Origin of the sequence: Noviherbaspirillum aerium (assembly GCF_008929045.1) — a bacterium.
GTDB classification, from domain to species: domain Bacteria; phylum Pseudomonadota; class Gammaproteobacteria; order Burkholderiales; family Burkholderiaceae_D; genus Noviherbaspirillum; species Noviherbaspirillum aerium.
In genome coordinates this window covers 387,498-414,497 of record NZ_VFAH01000001.1, presented here as the reverse complement: position 1 = coordinate 414,497, position 27,000 = coordinate 387,498, and the positions used below count along the sequence as shown (strand labels likewise).

Genomic DNA, 27,000 nt, shown 5'->3' with positions numbered 1-27,000 from the left:
ACTAGACTGGCCTCGTCGTTCTGACATGCAACTCGAAAAGGCTTTTCCATGAAAAAAATAATTCTTGCCGCCACTGTCGCAGTAACAGCGCTTGGCATATTTTCCACGCAAGCATCCGCACAGCAAAGCCCCTGGCAGCTTCGCGCCCGGGCCGTTCATATCGATCCGGCGGACAAATCTTCCGCTGGCACCGGGGCGCTTGCCGGCCTGCCCGCCGATGCCATCACGGTCAGCAGCAAGACCATACCGGAAGTCGATATCAGCTATTTCTTCACGCCGAATCTCGCTGCGGAACTGATCCTGACTTATCCGCAGAAGCATGATGTCTCGGTGTCGGGCCTCGGCAAGATCGGCACATTCAAGCATCTGCCGCCGACGCTGACGCTGCAATATCACTTCGCACCGGCAGCGCAGATCAGTCCTTATGTGGGCGCGGGCGTCAATTACACCCGTATTTCCAGTGTCAGGCTGCTCAACGGCACGGCCGATCTTGAAAGCCACAGCTTCGGCCTGGCGCTGCAGGCGGGTATCGACTTCAAACTGGACAAGAACTGGTCGCTCAACTTCGACGTGAAGAAAGTGCAGATTCGCAGCGACGTGCTGGTGGGCGGCGTGGCGGTCAGCAAGGTGAAGGTTGACCCGGTGCTGGTCGGCGTGGGCCTCGGCTACCGCTTCTGATCCTGTTTTTCGTATCAAGCCCGTTCAGGGCGTTTGCGGCCGGTCCATGACCGGCCTCGTTACCCGAGCATGAGCATCAATCCCAAGCCTGTCGCAAAAAGTCGCTTGCAAATGCCATTCTGATAACCTATTGTGCAATGCATCAAAACAAACAGCAGCGCACACCGTGTCACAACAAAACAAGAGCAGTCTCGCCGCCCTGACTCTGGCGGCCGTTGGCATCGTCTACGGCGACATCGGCACCAGCCCCCTGTACACGATGAAGGAAGTCTTCTCGAAGGATCATGGCCTGCCGCTCAATCCCGCCAATCTGGTCGGCGTGGTTTCCCTGATCGTCTGGGGCCTCATTCTCATCGTTTCCCTCAAGTACGTCACGCTCATCCTGCGCGCCAACAACCGCGGCGAGGGCGGCATCATGGCGCTGATGGCACTGGCGCTGTCCTCGGTGAGCAAGACATCGCGCTTCTACTTTCCGCTGATGCTGATGGGCGTGTTCGGCGCCACGCTCTTCTACGGCGACAGCGTGATCACCCCGGCGATCTCGGTGCTGTCGGCGATCGAGGGGCTGGAAGTCGCCGCGCCCGGGCTCGAACCCTATGTGGTGCCGCTGACGGTGATGGTGCTGATTGCGCTGTATGCACTGCAGTCGCGCGGCACCGCTGGCATCGGCAAGTGGTTCGGGCCGATCATGGCGGTCTGGTTCGCCGCGCTGGCCATCATGGGCGTCATCAATATCATCGCCGCGCCGGCCATTCTCGCCGCGCTCAATCCCTGGCATGCGCTGGCCTTCATTGCCGACAACCGATTCACCGCCTTCATCGCACTGGGCGCCGTCGTGCTGGCGTTCACCGGCGCCGAAGCCCTGTACGCGGACATGGGCCACTTCGGTGCCCGGCCCATCCGCATGGCATGGTTCCTGGTCGCCTTCCCGGCGCTGGCGCTCAACTACCTCGGGCAGGGCGCCTTGCTGCTGATGCATCCGGAAGCGGTCGACAATCCCTTCTTCCAGCAGCTCGGCGCGTGGAGCATCTATCCGCTGGTGGCGCTGTCGACGATGGCCACCGTGATCGCCTCGCAAGCCACCATCTCCGGCACCTTCTCGATGACCAAGCAAGCCATCGCGCTCGGCTTTCTGCCGCGCATGCGCGTCGAACATACCTCGGCCAGCGAGATGGGCCAGATCTACATGCCGATGGTGAACTGGCTGCAGCTCGCCGTCGTGCTGCTGGCGGTGATCGGTTTCGGTTCCTCGTCCAACCTCGCCGCCGCCTACGGCATCGCGGTCACCGCCACCATGCTGGTCACCACGGTGCTGACCTTCTTCGTGATCCGTTACCGCTGGCATTACCATCTGCTGCTGTGCTTCCTTGCGACGGGATTCTTCCTGATCATCGACGTCTCGCTGTTCTCGGCCAATGTGCTCAAGATCCTGCACGGCGGCTGGTTCCCGCTGCTGCTCGGCGTAGTGCTGTTTACCGTGATGCTGACCTGGAAGCGCGGGCGGGAGCTGGTGGTCGGCAGCCTGAAGAAGCATTCCATCCCGCTGGAAGCCTTTCTCGAATCGCTGTTCGCCGATCCGCCGCTGCGGGTGCCCGGCACCGCCGTCTACCTGCGCGGCGAGAACGACGGCGTGCCGCACGCGATGCTGCACAACCTTTCGCACAACAAGGTGCTGCACGAGCGGGTGGTATTCCTGACCGTGATCATCCATGAAGTGCCATGGGTGGAGGCGAAGGAGAGGGTGCGGGTCCATGCGCTTGGGAACGAGTGCCACCAGCTGAACGTGCACTACGGTTTCAAGGATGTTCCCAACATCCCGCTGGCGCTGGAGGCGGCAAGGGACCACGGGCTGGAATTCGAGAGCCTCGCGACATCCTATTTCATCGCCCGCCAGACCGTCATTCACGGCCCCGGCAGCGGCATGGCGGCGTGGCGCGAACATCTGTTCGTCGGCATGTCGCGCAATGCGCGCGGCGCCGCCGACTATTACCAGGTGCCGAGCAATCGCGTGATCGAACTCGGCACGCAGATCACCATCTAGTGGTGCCTAGCGCGGATTCAGGTGCCGGCCGCGCCGGCCGGCTTCCTGTTCCACGCCTGCCACAGGCCTTCCAGCGAATACACGGCCAGCGCGCCCCAGATCAGCGCGAAGCCCGCAAGGCGGGCGCCGCCGAAGGGTTCGTGATACAGCCAGACGCCGAGCAGCAGCTGTATGGTGGGGCCGATGTATTGCAGCAGCCCGAGCAGCGACAGCGGAATGCGGCGCGCGCCCGAGGCAAACAGCAGCAGCGGCACCGCGGTGATCGGGCCGGCGGCGGCCAGCAGCAGCTGCGTCGTGGTCGAGGCGCTGGCAAAGCTGTTATGGCCCTGCATCGACAGGAACACCAGGTAGCCGAAGGCCGCCGGAAACAGCACCAGCGTTTCCAGCGCCAGTCCTTCCAGCGCGCCGAGCGACGCGGTCTTGCGCAGCAGGCCGTACAGGCCGAAGGTGGCCGCCAGCATCAGCGCGATCCATGGCAGATGGCCGGCCTGCCAGGTCAGCCAGGCCACGCCGCAGGCCGCCAGCGCGACCGCGCACCATTGCACCCGGCGCAACCGCTCATGCAGCAGCAGGGAGCCGAGCAGCACGTTGAACAGCGGGTTGATGAAATAGCCGAGGCTGGCCTCGACCACATTGCCGTTGTTGACGGCCCAGATATAGATGAACCAGTTCCCGGCGAGCAGCACCGCGCTGGCGGTAAAGCCCAGCACCACCTTCGGCTTGCGCAGCACTTCGCCCAGCCAGGCCCACTGCCTTTTCCAGCCGAGAACCAGGGCCACGAAGACCAGCGACCACACCATCCGGTGCAGCAGGATTTCCAGCGGCGGCACTTCCTGCAGCGACTTGAAGTAAAGCGGGAACACGCCCCACAGCGCATAGGCCGAGGCCGCGTATAACATTCCAGTATTCATGCGGATCGATCAGGGATGAGGCTGGCGAACAATACGCCAGCATGGCGGCATTATCCCAGCAATGGAAGGAGGCCGCCGGGGCGGGGTAAACAACACCGCAAGAATGGACAACCGCCGCCAGGGCCCTGCGCGCAATGGCATGTCGCCCGGCGCAGCTGCACAAGCTGCTTCAAGTAACAGCCTGTATCCGCATCGCGACAGGGGTAAAAGCCTGTAACGGTTTGCCGGGAAACCGGCGGCAGCCCATAGACTGGTTTCCGATCCGGACGCGTGGTTCCCTCCTCTTCGTCCGGGTTGGCCCGCCAACCGATTCCTCCCTGGGCGGCGGGCCGCTTCGCTCACTTTCATGCAGCGTGCGGAAGTCCCTCCCGCATCGCTGCATATTTTTTGAGCAGCGCTTCACGCTCCTCGCGGTACTTCGCCACGGCCGCTTCCTTCACATGGCCGAAGCCGCGCACCTTTTCCGGCAGCGATGCAATATCCACGGCCAAGGGCAGGCGCGCCGCATCGAGCCCATCCAGCAGCGACAGGATGGTGTCGCGGTACTCGACAATCAGCTGGCGCTCCATTCTGCGCTCGGCGGTGTTGCCGAAGACATCCAGCTTCGTGCCGCGCAGTTTCTTGAGTTTGGCCAGCAGCCTGAATCCCTGCCATACCCAGGAACCGTACTCGGCCTTCACCAGATGGCCCTTCGCATCCTTCTTCGCGAGCAGCGGCGGCGCCAGGTTGAACCTGAGCGTGAACTCGCCTTCGAACTGCTGCCTGAGCTTGTCGAGGAAGCGGCCGTCGGTGTACAGCCGGGCCACCTCGTACTCGTCCTTGTAGGCCATCAGCTTGAAGTAAGACTTCGCCACCGCGCGCGCCAGCTTGTCGCCCTGGCCGAGCTGCGCCTCGGCTTGCCGCACCCGTTCGACCAGTTCGGCATAGCGCGCCGCATAGGCCGCATCCTGATAGTCGGTGAGGAAGGCGACATGGCGCTTCATCAGGGTGTTCAGGCTTTGCGGCATCTGCAGCGTCACGGTCTGCGCAGGCACGGCGATGCGTTCCACGCGCGCCAGGTCGACGGCGGCCCGGCGGCCCCAGAGGAAGGCCTTCTTGTTGGCCTCGATGGCCACGCCGTTGAGTTCGATCGCGCGCAGCAGCGCCGCTTCCGAAACCGGCAGCGCGCCCGTCTGGTAAGCGAAGCCGAGCATGAACAGGTTGGTCGCGATCGAGTCGCCCATCAGGGCGGTCGCCAGCTTGGTGGCATCGATGTAATCGGCGCGGTCGGCCACCGATTCATTGATCAGCGCCTGCACTTCCTCGAACGGGAACTGCCAGTCCGGCTGCTTGGCGAAATGGCCGGTCGGCTGCTGGTGGGTATTGACCACCGCGCGGGTACGGCCGGCGCGCATCTTGGCGATGGCATCCTGCGCTCCCGCGGTCAGCATGTCGCAGCCCAGCACCAGGTCGGCCTCGCCGGTGGCGATGCGCTGCGCGCGGATGCTGCCCGGCACGCGGGCGATGCGGATATGCGAAGTGACCGAGCCGTTCTTCTGCGACATGCCGGTCATGTCCAGCACCGACACGCCCTTGCCTTCGAGATGCGCCGCCATGCCGATCAAGGCGCCGATGGTGATCACGCCGGTGCCGCCGATGCCGTTGAGCAGGATGTTGTAGGCCGAGTCGCAGGACGGCAGCACCGGCTCGGGCAGCGGGCCGAAGTCATCCTGCCTGGTGTTGGCCTGGGTGCCGGTCTTCGACTTCTGCAGCGTGCCGCCTTCGACCGTGACGAAGCTCGGGCAGAAGCCCTTGACGCAGGAATAGTCCTTGTTGCAGGACGACTGGTCGATCACGCGCTTGCGTCCAAGCTCGGTTTCCAGCGGCAGGATCGAGGTGCAGTTCGACTGCACGCCGCAGTCGCCGCAGCCTTCGCACACCGCGTCGTTGATGAAGAGCCGCTTGTTCGGGTCGGGGAATTCGCCTTTCTTGCGGCGGCGGCGCTTCTCGGCGGCGCAGGTCTGGTCATAGATCAGCACCGACACGCCTTCGACTTCCCGCAATTCGCGCTGCACCGCATCCATGTCCTTGCGGTCATGCAGCGTCACCTGCGCCGGCAACGAAGTCCGGTCGGCATAGCGCGACAGGTCTTCTGTCACCAGCGCGATGCGCTTGACGCCTTCAGCCGCCATCTGCTGGGCGATCAGCGGCACCGATACGGTTCCATCCACCGGCTGGCCGCCGGTCATCGCCACCGCATCGTTGTACAGAATCTTGTAGGTCATGTTGACCTTGGCCGCCACGGCGGCGCGGATCGCCAGGTAACCCGAATGGAAATAGGTGCCGTCGCCCAGGTTCTGGAACACGTGCGGCACCTTGGAGAATGCCGCCTGGCCGATCCAGGGGGCGCCTTCGCCGCCCATGTGGGTGGTCAGCTTGTTGAATTCCGGATAGATGGCGGTGGCCATCACATGGCAGCCGATGCCGGCCAGCGCGAAGCTGCCTTCCGGCACCTTGGTCGAGGTGTTGTGCGGACAGCCCGAGCAATAGTAGGCGGGGCGCGGCGGCGTGTTCACCGCCTTGGTCAGCACCTTGTCCTTGGCTTCCAGGAAGGCCAGCCGCGCCTTGATCAGGTCGTTCGTCTGCGACGGCAGCTGCAGCCGCGCGATGCGCTGCGAGATCACGCGGGCGATCTGCGCGACCGAAAAATCGGCTTTCGATGTGAGCAGCCACTCTCCCCGCGGATGCACCCATTCGCCCTTTTCGTCGAACTTGCCGATCACCCGCGGACGCACATCGTCGCGCCAGTTATAGAGCTGTTCCTTCAGCTGGTATTCGACGATCTGGCGTTTCTCTTCCACCACCAGGATCTCGTCGAGCCCCTGCGCGAACTCGCGCACGCCATCCGGCTCCAGCGGCCAAGGCATGGATACCTTGAACAGGCGGATACCGATCTCGGCTGCCAGCTGTTCATTGATGCCGAGTTCTTCCAGCGCTTCCAGCACGTCCAGGTAAGACTTGCCGGAAGCAATGATGCCCAGGCGCGCCTTCGGACTGTCGATGGTGGTGTGGTTGAGCTTGTTGGCCCGCGCATAGGCCAGCGCCGCATAGATCTTGTAATCCTGCATCAGCGCTTCCTGCTTGCGCGCCTGCACGCCGAGCGTGTCGGTCGACAGCCGCGCGTTCAGGCCGCCTTCCGGCATCACGAAGTCGTCGGGATAGGCGATATGCAGCCGGAACGGATCGGCATCCACCGAGGCGCTCGATTCCACGGTATCGGCCAGCGCCTTGAAGCCGACCGCGCAGCCGGAATAGCGCGACATCGCCCAGGCGTGCAGCCCGAGGTCGAGGTATTCCTGCACATTGCAGGGATACAGCATCGGGATCATGCAGGCGGAAAAGATATGGTCGGACTGGTGCGGCAGGGTGGAGGAATAGGCGCCATGGTCGTCGCCGGCCACCAGCAGCACGCCGCCGTGTTTCGCCGTGCCCGCATGGTTCATGTGCTTGAACACGTCGCCGCAGCGGTCCACGCCGGGGCCCTTGCCGTACCACATGGCGAACACGCCGTCGTACCTGGCCGGACCGATCAGGTCGACCGTCTGCGTGCCCCAGACGGCGGTGGCCGCCAGGTCTTCATTGACGCCGGGAACAAACCTGATGTGGTTCTCTTCGAGCAGCTTCTGGGTTTTCCAGAGCGTCTCGTCCAGCCCGCCGAGCGGCGAGCCGCGATAGCCGGAAATGAAGCCGGCGGTATTCAGTCCGGCGGCCAGGTCGCGCTGGCGCTGCATCATCGGCAGGCGCACCAGCGCCTGTATGCCGGACAGAAAGATCTTGCCTGTCGTGGAAGTGTATTTGTCGTCGAGCTTGACGGGGGCGAGGGCGGGAGCACCGTGATCGGCGGCGCCGGCCTGCCCAGCAGTGGCCACTGCTGTATCGGCTTGCATTGGTATGTCTCCAAAATGGTTATTTCAGATAGCGCCTGGCAAGGGCATTCGACGGGTAAGACGAAGTCGCTGCCAGACTGCTGCACCGCGGTAGCGGATGGCATTCACCGGTGAGTAAGTACCATGGAAAGAAGTGTAGGCGGATTGCCGGCGGGCGGCAAATAGGGAATCGGGATGGGGGTATAAGGAAAAGTGATATCCCGGATGACGTACTGCGCCACCCGGTTAACGACGGAAATGATGCAAATGAAAGTCATCCCGGCGTTGACTTGCCAGTCTGCCCCATGCATGGTCGTCCGACGGGATGCGTTGAATCGGCGACCATGTCTGCCTCCGGATTCCAGAAGGATCATCAGCCCGCGGTTACGGGGGGCACGGCCTTGGTGCTGGAGTTCTGGCGTGCTCGCCGTGCTTGTGTTTCGGCTTCGCGAGTTGCTGCCAGTTCCACGGTTCGGGTAGATGAGGAAGAGCTTGCAGCAGGTCGGACACCAGCTGCCGCTCCCGCCACTTCCGCTGCGCCCCTGGCCGGAACCGGCTTGCTGCGAAGTTGAAGCTTTTCGGACAGAGCTCCCATCTTCTCGGAAACAGCCGCCTTGATCCGTGTCTTGCGCTTGCCGCCGCTGACGGCTGCCCGCGGACTTTCCTGCGCCTTCTGTTGCTCGGCAAGATACAGTTTCAGCCGCTCGGTATGCATGTCCAGAACGATATTGCGTTCATCAGCGCAGCGATCCGGCAGGGATACGCACATGGCGGTTGCAAACAGCCTGTTGATGTCGCCCACCCGAGGCGTCGTGCCGCCTTCACGGGGGGACTTGAGCCATGCCAGGCACGCCTCACTGGGTTCGATGTCGATGCGCTCCAGTTTGCCTTTTATCGGGACGGGCCCGACATCGTTCTTTCCGTCAAAGAGTCTTCCATCGATATAGGCTTTCATGAATGACTGTGCTTCGTTCCCGGCATCGAGCCTATCCAGATGATGCGCTTGCGCAAGCAGCTTGGCCTCCTTGCGCCCCATTGCGCTCACCAGCAGATGATTCGTCAGCATGAAGCGCAGGCGCAGATCATCGAATTGCTCCCTGGTCGACGCGCGGAAATCCCGGTCGAGTTCCGAACCGAAGAGGTCGAGCCTGTTCTGCAGATCGCTGACCGCCCGATAGCGGCTTTCCGTTCTTTCAAGCCTCGGCGTCACCATCCGTTTCGCACTCTGAAGCTGGGCGACCTGGACTTGCAATCGCTTTTGCAGAGCATCGGCATGCCTGATTTGCGTTTGCAATTCCGTGCCCGATTCCCGAACTTCATCAGTTGCGGTATCCGGCGACGGGGCTGGAGCGTTCCGGGCTTTCAGGCTTTCGAGATGTTGATGGTTTTTCAGGAGCAGTGCGCGCGTGATGGCTATTGCGCTGTCTATTTCAGCCACTTCATTCCTGACCGAAGCGAGTTCCTGCTTGAGGTAATCCAGCTCCTGGATATTGGTGTACGTCATCAGTATCAACTGCTGGTCCTTGGTGGCATCGAGACGGCTTTCGATGCGTTTGCTCAGTATCCTGCGCTGGGCATCGATATCGAACCAGGATCTGACATTCGCAGTTTTCTTGAACTGATGACGAAACTCCTTGCCGGAGCTTGATAAGGCTCTGGTCGTATCATCCAGTGCGTTGTCGACGATCTCGTTGATCGCTTCGGCCGCACGATTCGCCTGGTTGGCGTTTTTATGCAGGAACAGGTTGAGCAGGCGATCGTTATTGATCACGGCATCGCGGGTATCCGCCGTGTTGTCGGCTGCGCGCGCCGCCCGATTCCTGAGATCGCGCGGTTCGTGAAACAGGCTGTAGACGCTGCCGGCGACCGCTACGGCTCCGGCGCCGCTAAGCGCGGCACCGCCGGCGGCCGCGACACCGGTTGCCATCAGCGCTCCGCCTGCCGTCATGGCGGTGCTGCCGGCGGTGAACGCAGTCCAAAGGCGAATCTTGCGCTTGTGCGCTTCGACAAGTTCATTGGTGCGTATCATATGCGCGCGCCGCAGGCCGCTGTCTTCTCCGCGGCCGCGTTGTGCATGCGCGGCCGCGAAGTCGTGGCGCAGGCGCCGCAGCTCGTTGATGCTCATTCCCAGCTGGAATGCGCCGAGAACCGTCAGCAAACCGCCGGCAGCCATGCCCATGGCCGATGCCGCCGTCGCTCCCGCCGCCGTTGTTGCTGCGGTTTTGACAATTGCGCTGGCGAGACCGGTCGCGCCGGCGCCGGCGAGCGCCGCTCCCGACATGGCATCAATGGTGGCACGGCGCAATTCATTGTCAATGGCCAGCAGCCGTGACTGCAGCGTGTTGACGCGCGGACCGATCACCTGACTGATGTGGTCCATCACAGCTTGCTGCGATGACGCGCCATCCCTGCCGGCACCGCCAATCCTGGTTTTCATCTCCTCATGCAGAGAAGAGATTTCCTGCTGGATGGTGCGATATTCACCCAGAGCGCGCTCATAGCTCGGCCGGATGGACTGGAGGCGATTATGTTTGAAAACACCATCCTTTATCATGCCGGCGCCAGCCAGCATCGTGACTCCTCCGGGAAAGATATCGGCGCCGATCGCCACGCCGTTTGCCGCCAGTTCCAATGAGGCGGAAATCTGCAGTTCAAGGGCCTTCATGGCTTCGCTGACGATGCCGAACGATGCATTGACAGGCGCATTCATTGCCATGCCTGCAAGCAGACCGGCGGGCACTGCCTTGCCCCTGGCCGGGTAAGCGTACTGCGCCCGGTTGCGGCCGTATCCATCGTCCGCCAGTGCCCCCTCTTTCGGCTTGGCGGCATCAAGGATTTGCTGCAGGTCGGCCAGTACATTGTGCAGTGCCGCGCTTGCCATTGGCGCCTTATCGTTCATTCTAAGGATGTCGGCATTGCCCGGCTGCGTCAGCACACCGAACAGCATTTCGGATTGTGCTTCGGAGGAGACGGGCTTCTCCGGATCATTCAACTCCGGGAACAGGCCCAGGCTTACCAACTGCCCGCATACGGATTTCAGTTCACTGTTTCTGGCTTCGCTGCTGTCCTGCGCAAGCAATGCCATCAACCTATGCGGCAACAGGGCTTCGTTGAATTCGGAAGTTTCCGAAGGAGCCGCGGGCCACCATTTGACTTTCGACTACGCGCATTTCGTCCAGCAGGCCAACTTTGCCGATGCGGGCAAGCGAAGCCGGGACCGGCTCCGGGGTCTCAAAGGCGCGAACCTGTTTGTCGAATGTCTTCCATGCGGCGAGCCGGCGCTTGGTCTGCGCGATGTCAAGTCGAAGTGATTCCTGATTCCGTGGAGTGGATTGAATGTCTTGCATGATGGCGGCACTTGCCTCCGGCGACATGCCGGTATGGGTTTCGCTTATCTGCTTCAATGCCTCAAGCCGGGCATTCAAATCCGACTCGAGCTCCGCGATCCGGGTGGCACGGGTATTTGCATCGAAACTTGCCATATCCCTGGCGTCTTGATAAGCGATCTGCGCCGTGGTGATTCTGTCGATTTCCTGTTGCACGTCCTTGAAGCCGGCAGCGTTGAATTCAGACGTTCCCTTCAGCGCATTCATCTCCAGCGCTTTGGTATGAAGTTCGGCGAGGCGCCGGGTGAGGCGGGCGTTGATCGCTTCCTTGTCCGCTCCAAAACGCGTGGTATCCATGTCGTCGATATCCCGCAGCGAAAGCAGCGCATGCAGGTCGTTGCCAATGCCGGTTCGATACCGGCCGGCCAGTTTGTCGTTGCCTGGCGTGGTTGCGCCCTGGCGACCGTCCACCAGGTGGCTGATCAACGGATGCGGTGCGTCTGTTGTCCAGTCCTTTTCCAGCTCCGCCTTCAAAGCGCCCGTCATAGCGACCAGCTCCCTGCGGATGACGTCGGGTTGCCGCTCCCACACTTGCAGTCCCTTGATCGCGTTCTTGCATTGCACTAACTCGATATCCAGTTGTGCATACGGATTAGCGCTCTCATCCCGATCGACGCTCCCGGAACCGGATTTTTTTTCAAAATGATTCTTCAATTGCTCCTCAATAACGCCGAAGTTGTCGACGATCGTCTTCACCGAGCTCTTGACCTCGGCAAAGGTGCTGCCGTCTGAATAGCGTTCGACAAGCTCCTTGAGATGGCCTCGCATCGTTGCCATTTGTTGCACACGCGTGTCCAGAAACGATTGGTCCGTCATGCTCCGGGCGCCAGTCGCAGAAATCGCATTCCGAACATCCTGCAGCCGGGTATTCAGGGCCTCGAGCGCTGACGACACTTCATCGAGATAGGCTTTTTGATATTCCAGCCGTCTTGCACAGTCGTCTGTGAACGCATGCCCCACACCCTTCAGTAATTGAAGCAGATTGTCGAGATCGTCTTTGTTGCGCGTGTTTTCATAGAGAGTCCAAGGCTTGGCTCCATCCAGATCAAGGCGCCCGAGCTTCGCGATCAGTGGTGCAATAATTTCGCTGTTGGCAAATTTCCTGCGATTCTCCCTCGCCTCCTGGGCCTTCTCCATCACCTTCTCAAGGTGCTCCTGCCGTGCTTTCAGGATTCGTCCCTGACCGATGGCTTCTCTGTTTCCGTAACGCTGACCTCGTGTTACCTCAGGAACCTCTTGCTTGTGCTCGTAAAGCGTATAGGGGCTGAAACCGCTGTTGTCCATGTCGCGATGCGGCTGGCTGGCCGACGCGCCCACGCCGCCCCCGAGAGCGAAGGCGACATCTTCCGTCACCAGTTGTTCGCGCGGCACGCCGCGCTCGACCGCCACCGGATGCGGATACGGGCGGTCTTTGCTGACCGCCATGATCTGATCCTGCGCATAGGGCGTATCGCCCGGCCTGTATGAATGTCCGACGGTGTCGAGCGGCCCCATGTTTTCATTGGCAGCGGGAGTATTGAGCCCATTCTGCGAATGAACGCAATTGATCGTCGTATACACCGGGTCGCATAGTATCAAGGGATTCAGGTTGCCCTTGTCGGCGCTTTGCACCTTCTTGACGTAAGTGCAGAGAACATGGTCGCCCTTGGTCTTGGCGGTGCCGGGCCGGGCCGGATCTTCAATCGGTTCACGTACCCAGCGCTCGATTCCGACAATTTCAAAGCCCCGGACCTCGTTCGTTACGTTTCTAGTCATGGGCGTGACCTTCCCCACAGCAGGCTCGCCCGCTTCGTTCACAAAGACGGGAGACAGCAGGCCCCCCGCATTGAATTGCTGTACGGGTTCGCCATATTCGTTTCGTTTTTCCAAGACGGTCGCGCCCGTTTCATCCTGGAAGAGCGGGACATTGATTGTCTTGTTCTCCCCCGGGTTGTCTTTGTCAGTGATCTCCTTTTCCACCGTGTCAGCCACCTTATCGATGGTTGTGCCGGTCACCACCGGGCGGACAATGACTTTTTCAAGCAATCGGACCGGTTCCCGTGTTTCGGGGTCGAGAACGGCCTTGCCCTCGTCGTCACGCAAGCCCCAACCCTCCGGCAGCATGTGCGTCAGCTGCAGCGACTCGCAGGCGACCAGGTCTTCCTGGCTGATCGTGCCGTCTTGCCGCAGGAACGCACCTTCGGCATGGGTGAGCGACAGATGCGCCGAGGCCATCAGCACTTCCTTGCCTTTGATCTTGAATTGAAAATTCCTGGTATCCACACGGGTCTCTCCATTGACATTGCGCTCGATGGAAACCGGGATGGACAGCGGTACATTTTCGCGTGGCGCCCATTCGTTCCTTCGGCTGGCAGTGACGACATTCATGCTGGCGTCAACGGCTTTCAATGCCGCCCTGTTATCCAGGTGTGAAATGGGTGTTCCCGCCATCGCCTGGCGCGTTTCTTCAGGATCGTAATCCACCTTCGCCAGCGGAGCTTCGTATTCGGCCGCCCTGGCCGAATTGGGCACGATCGCATGGATGGTCTGCTTTTCATTGACTTCCTGAGGATCGTTGCCGTGAAACGAATTCAGGTAGTTCTCTCTGGTGACGTTCGGAATCGCAATGATCTTTCCTCGCTGCGCATGAATCAGATCCTGCTGGAAGCCGCAGGAACCGGTGGCTGCCAGCTTTCCCGCAACAAGCAGTTTGGCGACCCGGCTGTTGTAGGGGCCGCGCATGTCCGTCAGATAGTCCTTGCCGTACAGGCCTTTGTTGTAGAAGTAGCCGGTGCCTTGAATGCTGTCGATTCCTTCCTTCGCGAAGTGATCGGCAATGGCCGAGTCGAGATGCTGAAAGACGATGTCCTCGATCTTGTCGTCTTTCAGTGCCTGCGCTTTCAGATGACCATACAGTTCCGAAAAGCTCTTGTGCCCGATGCCCGGCTGGAGCCCGAACAAAAGCTTCAGATCGCTTTTGGAAAAATAGCTCTCCAGCAGCCGACGCTGCTGCGCCGCGTCTCCCTCGAGAGGAATGCTTTCCGGGCTGGGCGGTTGATTGTCTTCGCCGGGCAGCAGCCGCTGCAACCGAAGACCGTACTGCTGCGTGTCCTCGTTCTTGATAAAGGCAAGCTCATAGAAGCAGCGCTGATTGTTCTCCTGGCCATAGGGCTGGCAAAGCTTGAAGTCAAAATCATCCCCTTTTGAGCCTTTCACCACTAGGGAAGAGCCACCTGATACCGAGAAAGCCGTGCATTTGTCAGTATCCGCGACTCTGGCCTGGAATATGGCTTCGCCGGCTACCGTTTCCGCCAGACGGAAAATGCCTTGTTTGGAAATGGCTGCGGCTTCAGTTGCATTCGTCTGCGAACTGGTTGCGAGCGGTAGTTTGGACAGCAGACGTGTCAGATACCGGTCAAGTATTTCTTGTTGCGCAGCATTCGGCCCGTCGGGCTTGGTATCCGCTTGTTGTGCGGGATCGGGCACGCTTTGCTTCGACAGGAATGCTTGCCGTGCATTCCTGGTTTCACTCGCGGTTAACTTGATGTTGAATTTTTCTTGGAAAAAGGATGCCAGGTCATCAATCGTTTCAGCCTTGACCTTGACTCCTGTCTTGATGCCTTCTTTGTTCGTGACGGGAATGAACAATTCCGTCAGCGTCTCCACGTCTTCCGCCAACTTTGCCTTGGTGAAGTTGAACAAGTTCTTGTACTTGGCGAGTTGACGCTCACCCCGGAGGCGTTGTTTGATATCGCCCTTTTTCAGCGCAAGTACATCCGGGTCGGCGTCGGCCCGGCCAAGGTCTTTGAACGCGATTTCCCGCGCCCGAATGGCTGCGTCCTCGGCATAGGTCAATTTGCCTTTCAGGATGGTATCGGGTATGGGGAAGCGATTGGCCTTCAGAAATTCCTCAAGGTTTTTCCCCGCCTCAAGGTACATCTTTTCCATCGCGTATTTCTTGATACCCACGGGCTCGGTTTCTGCCGGCGCCGCTTCGCTGGCTACCGCCTTCATTAATCCGGCGTGGTAGCTGCCGATGAGCTTTTGGGAGGTCGCATCATCTTGAGTCGCCGACCTCAGCACTCCCTGCATATGCGAAGCATAAAGATTTCGGTTGGGATCGCCAGTGTGGTCATTGAAAGCAAAGCCCACGTTATGGCCGGAGGACGATGCAGGGGCTGCGGGGGCTTGCGGGCTGGTCGGGTGCTTCCGGAACGAACTGATCGCGTCGCTTATGCAGGAACGAAGTTTCATGTCTTTCAGACTCTTCAGTAGATTAAGGGAGTAAGCCAAGTATTTTTACGGTCCATGGGTGAACAAAAAACTTGGTTCGTTCCATAACATTTCTAGATAAGCGCCATAAGAGATCAGTGATCGAAATCAGTGCGCATCCGCCCTGGTGTTCCAAAAGAGGGCATGCGGTCGGCCATGTAGCGGCGACATGAATCGGGCATGCGAGTTTGAGAGAGCCAGCGCCGCGAATGCGGTCCGGCAGTGGGCGGAATCAGGGGAGGAGTGAGGTTGCACCCAGCCAGCGCCCGCTCGCGCACAGGCGAGAGGCAACGCTGATCACCAGCCGCTGCACCGCATGGCCGGCAGTGGTCAGCGGGATATTCCTTGAAGAGCACAGCGTGACCGTGCGCGAGATGACTGTGCCGGTCAGCGGGTGTGCCGCCATCTGGCCATGCTCGATTTCCGACAGCAGCGGCGCCACCGGGAGGATGGTCGCGCCGAGGTCGGCCAGCAGCGCCGACTTCAGGATGGCCACGGAATTGATGTCGATGACATTGTTGATGGACAGGCCCTCGGCGCGCACGATGTTCTCGATGCGCGGGCGCACGCCATGCTGCAGCCCCGGCAGGATCAGCGGCAGTTCCACCGCCTTCGCCAGCGGGATGGATTTCTTCTTCGGCGCAAACTGCGAGCCCGCGCGGGTGATGAACATCATCTCTTCTTCCACCAGCGGCGTGCAGGCGAAAGCGCCGAGCTGACCGTCATCGAAGAGCACGGCGAGGTTGATGCGGCCGGATTTCAGCTGTTCGATCAGCGTGCCGGACAATTCCTCCGTCAGCTGCAGGGTGATGTCCGGATAGGTTTCGCGGACCGCGGTCAGCAGGGGCAGGGCGAGCGCGCTGGAGACGCTTTGCGGAATGCCGAGCGCAACCGTGCCGGTGGGCTTGTCGGAAGACTGGGTCACGGCGGAGCGGGCATCTTCCACCTGCTTGAGGATGGCCTGCGCATGCTCGTAAAACGTCTTGCCGGCATCGGTGGACATCACGCCCTGCGCGGACCGGTGCAGCAGCTGCGCGCCAAGCTCTTCTTCCAGCTGCTGCACCTGCTGGGTCAGCGCCGGCTGCGCGATATGCAGCACGCGCGCCGCGCGCGACAGCGAGCCGTGGTCGACGATGGCGACGAAATAGCGGAGTTGGCGCAGTTCCATGGGGCAATGATAGCCTGACTCGACCCTTAGCCGGCTGCCGGCTTGATGGCCTTGCGTTCGACCGAGGACGACAGGATCAGCGAGGTGGAGGTCACGCCGCAGCGGGTCAGCTGGACGATGACCTTTTCCAGTTCGCCGACCGAGGCAGCCACGACCTTCACGATGCTGCAGTCGTCGCCGGTGATCGAGTGGCATTCGATGATCTGCGGCACCTGCGCCGCGACCACTTCCACCGGCGTTTCATGGCTGCGCTTGGACACGCGGATGAAGGCGGTGATGCCATAGCCCAGCGCGGCCGGATTGACTCGCGCGTGGTAACCCGAGATTACGCCAGACGCTTCCATGCGGCGCACCCGTTCGGCCACCGCCGGCTGGCTCATGTGGATGCGCCGTCCGATTTCGGACAGCGTGGTGCGTGCGTCCGCCTGCAGGATTTCCAGGATCCTGGCATCCATCGTGTCGAATTCAGTATTCACGGAAAAGCCGCCTCATTTCGATGAAATTAAAAGTAGAGTGCCCGAATTGCCTTGCATTATCCATTCATTCCGCACTTTTTGTTAACTACACTGAACTCCTGCAAAAGCTTTCCGGCAAGGCGCCGAAGCTTGCGGGGAAAAGCCGGCCGGCGGCAAGCCAATTCAACAAGGAGAACAACATGAGCTGGGATACTTATCTGATTTTCGTCGTCACGACGGCGGTGGTGTGCCTCACGCCAGGGCCGGCCGCATTGCTGGTGGTGGCGCAGGGAATGTCGAAAGGCTTTCGCCCGTCCTATTGGGCGATTGCCGGCATTGCGCTGGGCAACGCCGTGTATTTCGCCTTGTCGGCAACCGGAGTGGCGGCGCTGATCGTCGCCAGCGGCAGCCTGTTCTCGGCGATCAAGTGGATAGGCGTCGCTTATCTGTTTTATCTCGGACTGTCCGCGCTGCGCAGCAAGGCCAGCGCCCTGACGGTCAGCCGCGACGCACAGCATGCGGCCAGCGGCCCGCGCGCCTTCTGGCAGGCGGTGGTGGTGGAGCTGTCCAATCCCAAGGCGCTGCTGTATTTCGTCGCGCTGCTGCCGCAGTTCATCGACCCCGCGCGTCCGGTCGGCATGCAGATGCTCATCTTCGGCGCAACCTGCATCGGCCTCGATACCGCGGCCTACAGCCTGTATGCCTGGCTCGGCAGCAAGACCCAGCGCTTTACTGCCAACGAAAGCTTTGTCCGCACCAGCAATCGCGCGGCCGGCGGCTTGCTGATGCTGGCCGGCGCGATGATGGCGACGCTCAAGCGGGCGGTGTGAATTTTCTGCGAAAGGTGCTCCGTACCAGCAGGCTATAACGGCTGGGCGCATGGGCGCCTGTTCGCCAGATAAGCGATCCGGGCAGGCCGGCGTTAAAAGAACTCGACCGTATCGTTCGACACTTCCGAGTGCAGCTCGCCCATGCTGACAAGTTCATCATAGAAACAGACGCGGTTGCGGCCGTTGGCCTTCGCATAGTAGAGCGCCTGGTCCGCATGGCCGAGAATCATCACCGGCGACTCGGTCGAAATGCTGGCGAAGCCGACGCTGACGGTGACCCTGCCCACCTGGGGAAAGTCATGCTGTTCGACGTTCGCCCGGAAGCGGTCGAAAATCTTGCGGGCGTCGTCCAGCGTGGTGGAACGCAGCAGCACGACGAATTCCTCGCCGCCGAAGCGGAACACCCGGTCCTGGGAGCGAAAGGACTGGCGCAGCAGATTGGCCACCAGGATCAGGACTTCGTCGCCGTAAAGATGGCCGAACTGATCATTGACGCGCTTGAAGTGATCAATATCGACGACCGCCAGCCACTGGCCGATTTCGGGCGAGGGCTGCAGGCGGCGTTCTTCCTGATCCTGCGGCACGGCTTCCGGCACGTTGGCGGCCAGCAGCCGGGAAAATTTTTCATCGAAAGTCTTGCGGTTCAAGAGGCCGGTCAATGAGTCGCGCTCGCTGTAATCGAGGATATTCTGGTAATTCCGATAGACGCACAGGATGCCTTCTATCATGCGCAGCGTATCGCCGCTGTAGGGAACAGGAGTGCTGACTTCGAGGCAGGTATTGACCTTGTCATTGAGCCAGACGGGGAGCCAGAGCACGTGCCCGCCGTCCGGACCGGATTCTTCGGTGTGGTTCTTGCGCTGCTTGATGCACTCGACCAGCGCCGGATAATGAATGATCGGTTCGCCGTGATTGTCCGGGCCCTCTTCCTGGGAAACGATCTTGTCGTCCTTGATCCAGACACGCGGGCGAACGAACAACTCGTCGCGGAAACGGAACAGTTCATGAACGCGCACCTGGGAAGCGCCAACCAGTTCGCGCAATGCGGAAACAATCGAGGTATCGAGCAGGGTGTGGTCGCGTTGGCAGGTGATATCCACCAGGTGTTTGAGCAGGGCTTGCATCTTCAAGCTCCGAAATCACCAATGGTGGAAGCAGGACTCAGGTTCGGCCGGACATGTGCGCAAAAATGGTTCAGCATGAAGCGGATGGTCCTGATTCCTGTGAGCGGTGGCAAAAATGCGGGAAGCGTTTTTCACTTAGCAAACAAGGGTTTGAAAGCGGTAAATCGACGCATTCCTTGATAATTGTTTATACGACCTTGGGGGTATTCTATATCGAATCGGGGAAGTGTAGACGCCTGTCGTATTTATGTCATGTCGATGACTAACACCCCGGTTGGCCGACATACGATTGTCGAAATAACACGGACAGCATTCTGGCAAGTCGAACGGCAAGTTGAGCGGCAATTGGACGGACAAGCGCGGGAACTGGTTAAAATACGACTGGACTTGCCTATCCGGAGCGCCCGCAATGAATACCAAAACCGCCCCCAGCCGACGCCTGCTTGTTGTCGATGATGACCCGCTGATCCTGTCCTTCGTCTCCTCGGTACTGAAGCATGCCGGCTATGACGTGGTTCAGGCGAACTCGGGGGAAGAGGCGCTGCCTCTGGCGCTGGAGAATCCGCCGGACCTGGCGCTGCTCGATGTCACGATGCCCGGCATGTCCGGCATTGAACTGGCCCAGCGGCTGCAGGAGGAAGGCGCCGTTCCCTCCATGATCCTGTCGGCGCATGGCCAGATGGATATTGTCAAGGAAGCCACGACCTATGGCGCGGTCGGCTATCTGGTCAAGCCGGTCGAAGCCGCGCAGATCGTGCCCGCGGTGGAGGCGGCGCTGGCGCGTGCCGACGACATCCGGCGCCTGCGGCGCAGCGAAATCAATCTTACCGCTGCGCTGGCGGCGGGCCGGGAAACCAGCATGGCGGTCGGACTCCTGATGGCACGCTACCAGACCGACCGCGATACCGCGTTTGAAGTGCTGCGCGACCATGCGCGCTCCCATCGGCGCAAGATCAATGAAGTGGCGAACGAACTGCTCAAGGCCGAAGAGACCTTGAATGCCTTCCGCCCGAGCTTTCTGGAGCAAGGCCGCAACAAGTAAGCTTGGTGCAATGCGCCGCATCGGCATCGGAGTCTGTTCGAAATCCGCAGCGAGCTCCTGATGCAGGGAAGGTGCTTCCGTGCCGTGTTCGGGCAGGCACGGAACGCTGAAGTGCCGAATCAAGCCGTACGGCAAGGTTCCGAACAGCCAGAAGAAACCGTTGCCAAAAGGCAAGGTATTGCGGTATTGTTGCCCGTACTGCCAGTCGTCTTTCCCATCACTGAAGCAAGAAGAGCCTTATCCCGCTCCTTTGCACGGCGGCACTCCGGTTTTCCCGCCGGCGACTTCCAGGGCGCCTTTTCCCGCGTCCGACCATCGTTTCTCGGCCTCGCTTTGCCGATCTGCCATTCCGGCATATTGAATACCACGAGGCCAGCATGTTCCCTTTTCCGGATTTTCATTCCAATCATCAGCTGACTGTACGGCATCGCATGGCCGAGCTTGAAGCCATCTTCGGCAATGCCGAGCTCGGCGGCATCTCCTCTGTCCGCCATCCCGACGCACTCATTCACCGTATCGGCAAGAGCGAGTTCTGGCAGGACGACAGCAGTTTCGGCCCGCGCATCACCTACAGTCCGGCCGCCACCGCTTATCTTGAGGCACGCTTCGGGATCAACGGCGTGCTCAGCTTCGAGGAATACATGCGGGTCTGGGCGCAGGGCTTCTTCAGCGCCCGGCATGATCCGGATACCGCTGCTGTCGTGCTGGTGCTGTTTCTTCATGAAAATCTGGCTGCGCTGCGCGATCTTTATATCCTCAGCGAAATCGGTTGCCAGCATGCGGGCAGCGAAGACATCCAGCACTGTCTGGGCGACGACGGCAATATCGCATTGATGAGCGGCCCGGAGTTCGCCAACTGGGTTCTTTGGGCATGGCTGCCTTTCCACTTGCGCGAGGCCTGCGCCAACAAGGCAGCCCAGCCGGCCTGATTCGGCAGGGCGGGGCACGCACTGCGCTTCGGTTCACCGCATGGGCAGCGGAGGAAGCGCAAACGAGGGCAAATGAGCACAAACGGCGGTCAATCCGCCGGTGCTCCTCCCAAAGCCGTTGCGTTATCTCACCTTTCGCCGCATTACAAGAAACCCGGGGTCGGTCGCACTGTCTCAACGACGTATGTACTGCGTCGCTGAAAACCCTTAATGAAACTATTGTTCCAGGAGCCGATTCAAGCCGAGCAGCTCTATCGACTCGTCATCGACAATGCGCTTGATGCATTCATTGCGGTCGATGCGGACAGCCGCATCCTCGACTGGAGCAGCAAGGCCGAGGAAGCCTTCGGCTGGACCAGGGCCGAAGTGCTTGGCAAAAGCCTGACGGATACCATCGTGCCGGAGCGGTATGGCGAGGCGCACCGCGCCGGCATGTGCCGCTATCTGCAAACCGGCCAGGCGAATGTGTTCAACAAGCGGATGGAAATGCCGGCCAGGCGCAAGGACGGCAGCGAGATCACGGTCGAGCTGACCGTGACAGCCATCGCCTCGGCGGACCGTACGGTATTTCTCGCCTCGCTCCGGGACATGACCCGGCACGAGGAACTCGAAAAGGAGATCCACCGCCAGGCCAATATCACCCATTCCATTCTGCACAGCATGGCCGGCGCCGTTGTGGTGGCTGATCTGACCGAGCGTCTCATCCTGATCAACCCCGCGGCGCAAGGCTTGTTTGGCCTGGATCCGGCCGCGGTCATCGGGCAAGACTATTTCGCGGCAATCAACCTGTGCCGGCCCGACCGCGCAACCCCGTATCTTCCCGAGGAACGGCCGATGTGGCGTGCGCTGCGGGGCGAACATATCGACGGCCTGACCGCTTTCGTGCCGGGTGGAAAAAACAATGAGGGCATCTGGGTCAGCGCCAATGCCCGCCCGCTGCTCGATAGCGATGGCGCACCGGTGGGCGGCGTGGTGGTATTCCATGACATCTCGGAACTGCGCCGCCGCGATGAGGAATCCGCCCGGCAGGCGCAGAAACTGCAGGAACAGGCCAGCCTGCTCGACCTGGCCCGCGATGCCATCCTCGCGCGCAGCACCGATGATGTCATCACTTACTGGAACCGGAGCGCCGAAAAGCTGTACGGGTACAGCCGCGAGGAAGCGCTCGGCCAGGCCAGCCATGTTCTGCTGCGCGCCCGCTTCCCTGTACCCCTGGAACAGATCCGCGACACCGTGCACCGCGAGCGCTACTGGGAAGGCGAAATCGTCCATACCACCAAGGATGGCCGGGAACTGATCATCTTCAGCCAGTGGGCGCTCGAATTCCACGACGGCCAGCCTTACCGCTATCTCGAAACCAACGCCGACATCACCCAGCAGGTGGAGACAGAGCGGGCGCTGAAGCAGTCGCAACGGGATTTCCGGATGCTGGTCGAGGCGTCCACCGACCATGCGATCATGATGCTCGACACCGGCGGCCTGATCGTCAGCTGGAACAGCGGCGCCGAACACATCTTCGGCTACAGCGAGGGGGAAGCCATCGGGCAGCATGTGGAGCGCCTGTTCACCAGCGAGGACCGCAGTGCCGGCGAGCCATGGAAGGAGCTGGAGGAAGCCAAGAGCCGCGGCCGTTCCGACGACGACCGCTGGCACCTGCGCAAGGACGGCACGCGCTTCTGGTCCACCGGCGCCGTCACGCCGCTGCTGGAAACCCATGGCGGCCTGCGCGGCTTCGTCAAGATCATGCGCGACCATACCTCGCACCGCCTGGCCGAGGAACAGACGCATTTCCTGGCCAACCATGATGTGCTGACCGGCCTGCCCAACCGCGTCTATTTCAGCAACCAGCTGCACCAGTCGATCGCATTGTCGCAGCGCAACGATGTGCCGATGGCGCTGCTGCTGCTCGATCTGGACCGTTTCAAGCATGTCAACGACACCTTCGGACACCACACCGGCGACCTGCTGCTCAAGGAAGTGGCGCTGCGCATCCGCTCCTCGCTGCGCGAGACCGATTTCGTCGCGCGCCTCGGCGGCGACGAATTCATCATCATCCAGACCGACGTTTCGCAGCCGCATGCCTCCGAGACGCTCGCCCGCAAGCTGATCCTGGAACTGGGGCGCCCCTATGAACTGGAAGGGCAGGAAGTGCTGAGCGGCACCAGTGTCGGACTATGCGTCTATCCGAAAGACGGCAAGAATTCGGTGGAGCTGCTCAAGCGCGCCGACCTCGCCCTGTACCGCGCCAAGAACAGCGGCCGCCATAATTTCCAGTTCTACACCTCCGACCTGTTTTCCGAGCAGACCTGGAAGCGCGACCGCGAAGCCGCGCTGCGCGCGGCGTTGAAGAACCACCAGTTCGAACTGTATTACCAGCCGCTGATCGATCTGAGCAGCTGGAAAATCTCGACCGTGGAAGCGCTGCTGCGCTGGAATGCGACCGAGCTGGAAACCGTCTTGCCGAACGACTTCCTGGAAATCGCCGAGCAGAGCGGCCTGATCGTCGAGATCGGCGAATGGGCGTTGCGCGAAGCCAGCCACCAGGTGCGCCGCTGGCAGGCGAACGGCCTCACCGAGCTGCGGCTGTCGGTCAATTGCTCGGCGCGCCAGTTCAGCGATCCGAAATTCGTGGCGATGATTCCCTTCATCCTGTCCGATGCCGGCATCGCGCCGTCCAGCCTGGAACTCGAAGTGCCGGAATCGATGCTGGCGCAGCATCCGGAGATCAAGGAACAGCTGTCGCATCTGCGTTCTCTGGGAATCCGCCTGACCATCGACAATTTCGGCACCGGGGCGACGGCGCTGAGTGATTTCGTCGACTTCGAGATCGACTCGCTCAAGATCGACAAGGCCTTCGTGCGGCATCTGCCGCACCGGCGCGAGGATTCGGCGATCACCTCGGCCATCATCAGCCTGGCGCACAACCTCGGCATTTCCGTGGTCGCCGGCGGCGTGGAGACGGCCGAGCAGCTGGCTTACCTGAAGGCGCGCGACTGCACCAGCGCGCAAGGCTTCATCTTCAGCCCGCCGGTGCCGGCGCTGGAATTCGAGGAATTGATGCAGAGCGGCAGCTGGTCGCGGATGAACCGGTTTCCCGGAACCGGCGAAGGCGCCGCCGGCAATCTGCATTAAGGCCGTGCTTGCCCCGACGTTACGCTGTCGCGCCGCGATGCACTCGCTATACTGTCGGCTCCCATCACCACACGACCTGATCGCAAACGCTTCATGAACCGCAAGCCGACTTTCCTCGCACGCCGCCGCAAGCTGGCGCTGGCTGGCCTATCGACGCTGGCCGCGCTGGCAGCAGGGACGCATGTCCCGTCCGCACTGGCGCAAGCCCCCGAATTCAACCCGGGCGGCAAGCCCATCACCCTGGTGGTTCCCTTCCCGCCGGGCGGGCCGCTCGACGCGGTGGCGCGCATTGTCGGCGAGGCGGTGCGTCCTTCCCTCGGCAATGTCCTGATCGAAAACCGCTCCGGCGCGGGCGGCAATATCGGCATGGATGTCGTGGCCAAGGCGGCGCCAGACGGCCATACCCTGGGCATCGGCGCCTTGTCGACGCATGCCATCAACCCCTGGCTGTATCCGCGCATGCCCTTCGATCCGCTCAAGGATTTCGCGCCCGTGACGCTCCTGGCCGACCTGCCCAACGTGCTGGTGCTCAATGCCGAATTCGCCAGCCAGAACAGCATTGCCAACGTGTCCGACCTGATCGGCTATCTCAAGCGCAATCCCGGCAAGATCAATTTCGCCTCCGGCGGCAACGGCAGCGGCGGGCATCTGGCAGCCGAACTGTTCAAGCAGCTGGCCGGCGTCTTCATGGTGCATATCCCTTATCGCGGCGCGGCGCCCGCGCAGACGGCCCTGCTGAGCGGCGACGTGCAACTGATGTTCGACAATCTCGGCTCGGCCGCGCCGCGCATTCGCGAGGGCCGCATCAAGGCCATCGGAGTGACGACGCTGAAGCGGGCGGCAGCCTATCCCGACCTGCCGACGATCGCGGAAAGCGGCGTGGCCGGTTTCCGGGATTTTGAGATCACCACATGGTTCGGCATCTTCGCGCCGGCCGGCACGCCGGCCGCGGTGATCGACCGCCTCAACCGGGACTTCACCGCCGCGCTGCGCTCGCCGGCGGTGCGTGAACGGATGCTGAAGATCGCCGCCGAGCCGGCGCCGACCACGCCGGCGCAGTTCGCCGAACTGGTGCGGCGGGAGAACAAGCGCTACCAGAACGTGGTCAAGCGCTCCGGCGCCAAGCTCGACTGACGCGCAGCGCCATCATCCATATCCTCCATGAGCGAACCGGCAAACGACTTCGATATCAGCAGCATTCCCTTCCGCGGACTGGTGGAGCAGGCGCTGGCCGGCGTCTACATCATCCAGGATGAGGTCTTTCAATATGCCAACGCCACCTGGGCTGCAATGACCGGGCATACGCCGCAACAGCTGATCGGCCAGCCGGTCAGCCGGTTCGTGCCGCCGGAGGATGTGGAGGAAGTCAGCGCCCGCTATCATCGGCGCGTCTCCGGAGTCGAGCCGAGCATGCGCTTCGTGGTGCGCGGCTTGCATCGCGACGGCAGCATCGTCTTCATCGACGTGCACGGCATGGCGCTTGAATTCCGCGGCAGGCCGGCGGTGGTCGGCGTGGGCATCGAAGTGACCGAGCAGCTGGAACGCAACCGGCAGCTGGAGCGCTCGCAGCAGCAGTACAGGGAGCTGGCCGCCTATCTGATCGCGGTGCGCGAACGCCAGCGCTCCGCCTATGCGCGCGAGGTGCATGATGTGCTGGGCGGCCTGCTGACTTCCATGAAGCTCAATGTCGGCCGCATCCTGCGCCGCACCGCGCCCGGCGAAATCCGCGACATCGCCGACGACCTGAACGGCCTGCTGCAGGAAGCCATCAACAGCGTGCGCGAGATTTCCGAATCGCTGCATCCGCAGGCGCTCGAGTATCTCGGCCTGGCGACGGCGATGGCATCCTACCTGGAACGTTTTGAAACCCGTTCCGGCATCCAAGCCCTCATGTGCCCGAAGGAGCTCGCCCTGCCGCTGGAGAATTCGCGCGCGACCATGGTCTACCGCATCTTCCAGGAAGCGCTGACGAATGTCGCCCGCCATGCGCAGGCGACAGAGGTGGAAGTGAGGCTGGCGGCGGAGCAGGGCATGCTGCACCTGCACATCGAAGACAACGGGCGCGGCATGCCGCCCGACATGGCCGCCGCTCCGGAATCGGCGGCGCATTGCTTCGGCCTGCTGTCGATGAAGGAGCGTGCCCGCGAACTCGGCGGCGCGCTGACGATTCAATCCACCGAAGGGCTGGGCACGAGCATCGCGCTTGCGGTGCCGCTGGATGGGGCGGCTCCGGCAGACCCGGCGCATCCGTCGGTGCCGGCCAGCCAGGGCAGCCATCAGGAGACGCCGGATGATTAAGCTGATGATCATTGACGACCATCCCATGTTTCGTTCCGGCCTCAAGAAGATGCTGCACGACGAACCGGATTTCTCCGTGGTCGATGAGGCGGGGGACTGGGCTGATGGCCTGGCGCGGCTGCGCGGCCACGCCGACCTGGACATCGTTCTGCTGGATATCAACCTGCCGGCGCGCAGCGGCTTCGACCTGCTCGAAGCGATACAGTCCGAGCTTCCGGAACTGAAGGTCATCATGCTCAGCATGTATTCGCAGCAGCAGTACGCGTTGCGCGCATTGCGCGCCGGCGCCCACGGCTACGTGGCCAAGGACATGGAAGCGGCCGACCTGATCGGCGCTGTGCGCATGGTGGCCAAGGGACAGAAATACATGACGCCGGCGGTCACCGAAATGCTGATCTCGTCGCTGCACGGCCCCGACGACAATCCGGGCGAACAAAAGAAACTGTCGATCCGCGAATCCCAGATCTTCGACATGCTGGTGCGCGGCGAATCCCTCACCATGATCGCCGCCAAGCTGTCCATCAGCATCAAGACGGTCAGCACCTACCGCAGCCGCATCCTCGAAAAGCGCGGCGTCAGCACCAATGCCGAACTGATCCAGTATGCGGTGCGCAACAAGCTGATCGACTGAAGGCGTCGATCACCGCATTCCCCATTTGATCTTTCGCAATTGACTGTCGTGCAGGGCTGCGGCCTGCCGCTTCCGCGTCATTGACTTGGCGCGTGTAGCCGGATCTTGGCCGAAGATCGCAGTGCATCATGCCGGCGCCGCGCGTCCTGTCAGAACATTCTGACATCCGCACCTTCGCTTTCCGACTTGTCCGCCATTCCAAGCCTTCCTATTATTTTT

Annotated in this window: 16 protein-coding genes; 9 read left to right on the top strand and 7 right to left on the bottom strand. The window is 61.4% G+C overall.

All coding sequences use genetic code 11. The annotated features are described in order from the left end of the window. Positions 1–48 precede the first annotated feature (48 nt). Both FH061_RS01895 and FH061_RS01890 read left to right on the top strand, forming a co-directional pair. A complete protein-coding gene (locus FH061_RS01895; RefSeq protein ID WP_151632397.1) occupies positions 49–678 on the top strand; it encodes an OmpW/AlkL family protein in 630 nt (209 codons plus the stop codon). A gap of 166 nt (positions 679–844) precedes the next feature. Beyond that, positions 845–2,719, top strand: a complete 1,875-nt coding sequence (locus tag FH061_RS01890) for a potassium transporter Kup (protein ID WP_151632395.1) — start codon at positions 845–847, stop codon at positions 2,717–2,719. A gap of 17 nt (positions 2,720–2,736) precedes the next feature. Here the strand turns inward: FH061_RS01890 and rarD are convergent, their stop codons facing one another. The 6 genes from rarD to FH061_RS01860 all read right to left on the bottom strand — a co-directional run bounded on the left by rarD (position 2,737) and on the right by FH061_RS01860 (position 16,816). After that, positions 2,737–3,630, bottom strand: a complete 894-nt coding sequence (gene rarD, locus FH061_RS01885) for an EamA family transporter RarD (protein WP_151632393.1) — start codon at positions 3,628–3,630, stop codon at positions 2,737–2,739. 344 nt (positions 3,631–3,974) lie between these two features. Next, positions 3,975–7,556 (bottom strand): indolepyruvate ferredoxin oxidoreductase family protein, encoded by a 3,582-nt coding sequence (locus FH061_RS01880; protein ID WP_151632391.1) that lies wholly within the window; start codon positions 7,554–7,556, stop codon positions 3,975–3,977. A gap of 352 nt (positions 7,557–7,908) precedes the next feature. Beyond that, positions 7,909–10,620 carry a hypothetical protein gene (locus FH061_RS01875; protein ID WP_151632389.1) on the bottom strand — a complete coding sequence of 904 codons (2,712 nt, stop codon included), beginning with the start codon at positions 10,618–10,620 and terminating at the stop codon, positions 7,909–7,911. Between the two features lie 4 nt (positions 10,621–10,624). Continuing rightward, positions 10,625–15,154 (bottom strand): hypothetical protein, encoded by a 4,530-nt coding sequence (locus FH061_RS01870; RefSeq protein WP_151632387.1) that lies wholly within the window; start codon positions 15,152–15,154, stop codon positions 10,625–10,627. 250 nt (positions 15,155–15,404) lie between these two features. Next, positions 15,405–16,340: a LysR substrate-binding domain-containing protein gene (locus FH061_RS01865; protein ID WP_151632385.1), complete on the bottom strand. Its 936-nt coding sequence runs from the start codon at positions 16,338–16,340 to the stop codon at positions 15,405–15,407. Positions 16,341–16,366: 26 nt separating this feature from the next. Next, positions 16,367–16,816: an Lrp/AsnC family transcriptional regulator gene (locus FH061_RS01860; RefSeq protein WP_225984440.1), complete on the bottom strand. Its 450-nt coding sequence runs from the start codon at positions 16,814–16,816 to the stop codon at positions 16,367–16,369. A gap of 179 nt (positions 16,817–16,995) precedes the next feature. Between FH061_RS01860 and FH061_RS01855 the strand changes: the two genes are divergently transcribed. Then, the gene (locus tag FH061_RS01855) at positions 16,996–17,625 is read left to right on the top strand and encodes a LysE family translocator (protein ID WP_192804860.1); all 630 of its coding nucleotides are present in this window, start codon (positions 16,996–16,998) and stop codon (positions 17,623–17,625) included. Positions 17,626–17,717: 92 nt separating this feature from the next. Here FH061_RS01855 and FH061_RS01850 read toward each other — a convergent pair whose 3' ends face one another. Beyond that, positions 17,718–18,749 (bottom strand): GGDEF domain-containing protein, encoded by a 1,032-nt coding sequence (locus FH061_RS01850; protein WP_151632381.1) that lies wholly within the window; start codon positions 18,747–18,749, stop codon positions 17,718–17,720. Positions 18,750–19,158: 409 nt separating this feature from the next. Here FH061_RS01850 and FH061_RS01845 point away from each other — a divergent pair, with 409 nt between their 5' ends. The 6 genes from FH061_RS01845 (at position 19,159) to FH061_RS01820 (ending at position 26,781) form a co-directional block, all read left to right on the top strand. Further along, positions 19,159–19,791 (top strand): ANTAR domain-containing response regulator, encoded by a 633-nt coding sequence (locus FH061_RS01845; protein WP_151632379.1) that lies wholly within the window; start codon positions 19,159–19,161, stop codon positions 19,789–19,791. Positions 19,792–20,168: 377 nt separating this feature from the next. Continuing rightward, positions 20,169–20,720, top strand: coding sequence for a hypothetical protein (locus FH061_RS01840; protein WP_151632377.1), 552 nt, complete (start codon positions 20,169–20,171; stop codon positions 20,718–20,720). Positions 20,721–20,930: 210 nt separating this feature from the next. Next, positions 20,931–23,852 (top strand): sensor domain-containing protein, encoded by a 2,922-nt coding sequence (locus tag FH061_RS01835; protein ID WP_151632375.1) that lies wholly within the window; start codon positions 20,931–20,933, stop codon positions 23,850–23,852. A 93-nt stretch (positions 23,853–23,945) separates the two neighbouring features. Beyond that, positions 23,946–24,986: a Bug family tripartite tricarboxylate transporter substrate binding protein gene (locus FH061_RS01830; RefSeq protein WP_151632373.1), complete on the top strand. Its 1,041-nt coding sequence runs from the start codon at positions 23,946–23,948 to the stop codon at positions 24,984–24,986. 27 nt (positions 24,987–25,013) lie between these two features. Continuing rightward, positions 25,014–26,150: a PAS domain-containing sensor histidine kinase gene (locus FH061_RS01825; RefSeq protein WP_151632371.1), complete on the top strand. Its 1,137-nt coding sequence runs from the start codon at positions 25,014–25,016 to the stop codon at positions 26,148–26,150. Beyond that, positions 26,143–26,781 carry a response regulator gene (locus FH061_RS01820; RefSeq protein ID WP_151632369.1) on the top strand — a complete coding sequence of 213 codons (639 nt, stop codon included), beginning with the start codon at positions 26,143–26,145 and terminating at the stop codon, positions 26,779–26,781. Before FH061_RS01825 ends, FH061_RS01820 begins: the two co-directional genes overlap by 8 nt. Positions 26,782–27,000 lie beyond the last annotated feature (219 nt).